This window comes from Mesorhizobium sp. M4A.F.Ca.ET.020.02.1.1 (assembly GCF_004022645.1).
Classification (GTDB): domain Bacteria; phylum Pseudomonadota; class Alphaproteobacteria; order Rhizobiales; family Rhizobiaceae; genus Mesorhizobium.
This window is the reverse complement of the sequence record NZ_RZOI01000822.1, coordinates 1-2,475: the sequence shown is the minus strand read 5'-3', so window position 1 is coordinate 2,475 and position 2,475 is coordinate 1. Positions and strand designations below refer to the sequence as shown.

Annotated in this window: 2 protein-coding genes and 1 pseudogene; all 3 read right to left on the bottom strand. The window is 68.3% G+C overall.

From position 1 onward, the window contains the following. Window positions 1–2: 2 nt before the first annotated feature. The gene (locus EN742_RS31670; protein ID WP_128333715.1) at window positions 3–1,022 is read right to left on the bottom strand and encodes a stage II sporulation protein M; all 1,020 of its coding nucleotides are present in this window, start codon (window positions 1,020–1,022) and stop codon (window positions 3–5) included. Further along, window positions 1,019–2,323, bottom strand: a complete 1,305-nt coding sequence (locus EN742_RS31665; RefSeq protein WP_128333714.1) for a DUF58 domain-containing protein — start codon at window positions 2,321–2,323, stop codon at window positions 1,019–1,021. Before EN742_RS31665 ends, EN742_RS31670 begins: the two co-directional genes overlap by 4 nt. Beyond that, a pseudogene (locus tag EN742_RS31660) lies at window positions 2,320–2,475 on the bottom strand (magnesium chelatase); the annotation flags it as partial. The pseudogene EN742_RS31660 and the gene EN742_RS31665, both read right to left, overlap by 4 nt.

Sequence of the window (2,475 nt, the reverse complement as noted above, 5' to 3'; positions counted from 1 at the left end):
GTCTAGTGATCGCCATGCCGCACCATTCGGAACAGGTAGAAATAGGCGCACCAAAAGGCCAGCATGCCGCCGCCGATGGCGTAGCGGGCGCCGTCACCGTTGATCGTCTGCCGGCCGATGCCTTCGAGCAGGCCGGCAAACAGCAGCATCACGACGACGCCGACCATGACGGTCGCCGCGATCCGTCCGGCCTCGGCGGCGGACGCCATGCGGGTCAGCTCGCCGGGAAAGGCGATGCGCGTGCCGATGCGCATGCCGGCGGCCCCAGCCAGCGCGATGGCGAACAGCTCGGTGGTGCCGTGGATGGCGAGCCAGCCGCCGAGCCCGAAACCCAGCCCCTTGGCGGCGTAGATCTGGAATATCGCGCCGAGCATGCAGCCGTTCATCAGGTTGATCAGCACGCTTGGCGCGGCAAAGGCAAAGCCGAGCGCAAAGGCCAGGATCGCCACCTGTGTGTTGTGGGTGAAGAGATAGGCGGCAAAGCTCGACAGGAACTGGCTGTCGGCGCCGCCATAGAGCACGCTGCGCAGCATCTCGGCCGACGAGTCCGGATTGCGCCCGCCGGCAAGGCTTGGCGCGATGATGGCGTCGTACCAGCCCTTGTTGGACGCCACCAGCCAGTAGCCGGCGCCGGCGCCGACCGCCGTCAGTCCGACCGCAACAAGGGTTTCCCGCCACAGGACGCGGATAGCGTTTGGCCAGTCATGCAGGAAGAAATCGCCGATGCGCTGCCGCAAGCCACGCCGGGCGCCGTAAAGGTAGAAATAGCCGCGCAGGCAGAGCGCTTCGAGATAAGAGACGAGCGCATTGTCGAGCGACGTCGCCCTGGCCACCGACAGCGAGGACAGCGCCGAGCGGTAGAGCAGCGGCAGCGACAGCAATTCGTCTTCCGACAGCGTGCGCGGCGCTCGCTTCTCGACCCGCGCCAAGAGCGCCTCGAATGCCAGCCAGTCGGCCTCGCGCTCCTGGCGGAAGCTGGCGAGCGTCTGGCGTACCGCATCGGTGCCGGCCGGCGTCGTCACAAAAGATTCTCCTGCTTGAGCTCGAGATAGCGCTCGACCAGCGCCGGGCCCAGCCGCTGGTGATCGGCCTCGATGACATGCGCGCCGAGCAGCCTCAGCCGTCCGATCACGACCTGCCGTTCCCTAAGCAGGCCGCCGGCGGTGACGGCGCGCGCCACGTCCTCCGGCGTCGCCGGCGGCATGTCGGCCAGGCTCTCCAGCTCGACATCCTTCATCATCATGAACAGCACCAGGTGGCGCTCGGTCAGCCGGCCGACGGTGCGCAGCATCAGCTCGGCGCTGATCGGATCGACGAAATCGGTGAAGATGATGACCAGCGAGCGCCGGTCGAGCTTGCCCGAAAGCGTCGTCAGCGCCAGCGTAAAGTTGGTTTCCTCGCTGGAATAGTCTATCTCGGCCGCCCGCTTCTGGATCATCGGGAAGCTGGCGGAGCCGCGCACCGCGCCGCTGGAGACGCGCGGCCGCGCATCGAAGGAGAACAGGCTGACGAGGTCGCCGCCCTTCAGCGCGATGAACGCCGACAGCAGCGCCGCCGTCACCGCGCGGTCGACCTTCGGCACGCCGTCGACTGGCTCGCACATCAGGCGTCCGCTGTCGATGGCGAGCACGACGTTGTTGTTCTCCTCAATGCGGAACTCGCGCGCCAGAAGCTTGCCGTGGCGGGCGCTGCGTTTCCAGTCGATCATCCGCCGGCCCATGCCGGGCTGGTAGTCCTTTAGCGCCTCGAACTCGCGGCCTTGGCCGGCCCGCTTTTGTGCGTGGCCGTCGGCCTGCGCCGAGCGTTGCAAAAGCGTGATCGCCTCGTCGCGGGCGTGGCTGACGTCGGGCAGCACCGCCACCTTCTCGTCCATCGGCAGCACGACCTGGTTCCAGACCAGCCCGAACGGCCCGCGCCAGCGCAACCATAGCCGGTCGAAATTGGCCATGCCGCGCCTGAGCGCCGTGAATTCGAGGTCGAGCGTGCCGCCATCCGCCGGCAGCACGCCGCCGGTGCCGTTGATCGGCTCCAGCCGCTGATCATGGCCGACGCGCGCCTGCAGCTTGTGCGCCTGCTTGCCGAGACTGGCGGCGACATGGACAGCGAAACGGCCGCCGACGCCGACCTGCGGCGGCGCGTCGAGGCTGGCGCTGAGCGAGGCGCGCCCGCGTCCGGCGGCCGCGTCCACCGCCAGGAAGCCAAGCAGCAGGCAGATCCAGAGCAGGCCGAGATACCAGAAGGACGGCAGCGCAAGCGCGATCAGGAACGCCGGGATCGCTCCCACCGCCGCCGCCCAGACCGCTCTGCCGCTCGGATAGATCACCGCGGCGCTTCCGTCTGGTCGACGAGGTCGGACACGATCTGCTCCACCAGCCGCCCATCGATCTGCGCGGCCGGCGAAAGGATGACGCGATGGCGCAGCGCCGGCACGGCGAGCGCCTTGACGTCGTCCGGGATCACGTAAGCGCGACCGGC